The sequence below is a fragment of the Achromobacter sp. SIMBA_011 genome (assembly GCF_046535435.1).
Taxonomy (GTDB): domain Bacteria; phylum Pseudomonadota; class Gammaproteobacteria; order Burkholderiales; family Burkholderiaceae_B; genus Achromobacter; species Achromobacter dolens.
Genome location: NZ_JAWRWN010001024.1, coordinates 1 through 246, shown reverse-complemented (window position 1 = coordinate 246; position 246 = coordinate 1). Strand labels below are relative to the sequence as shown.

Annotated in this window: 1 pseudogene; it reads right to left on the bottom strand. The window is 62.6% G+C overall.

Annotated features, from left to right (window positions below):
- Positions 1-246: pseudogene (locus tag SB816_RS34110) on the bottom strand (capsular biosynthesis protein); the annotation flags it as partial.

The window sequence follows — 246 nt, the reverse complement described above, 5'->3', positions numbered from 1 at the left end:
CGGTGAGCGTGAAAAGAACGTCTCCGTCACGGCGCGGCGCGCCGCATCGCTGTAGTCGACCACATCCACATAGAGATGCGGATAGTTGGCCTGCATTTCCTCCAGCATGTCGAAAAGACGTTTGCTTGCCGCCTCAAAACCGTTGCCCTTGTAGCGGCCTGCCCCGACCTGCCCGGTATCCACGGTCAGGAGAATGCGGTCCACCTGCCCGCCCCAGACCCGCAGCTGATGCGGAAGCGTCAGGGC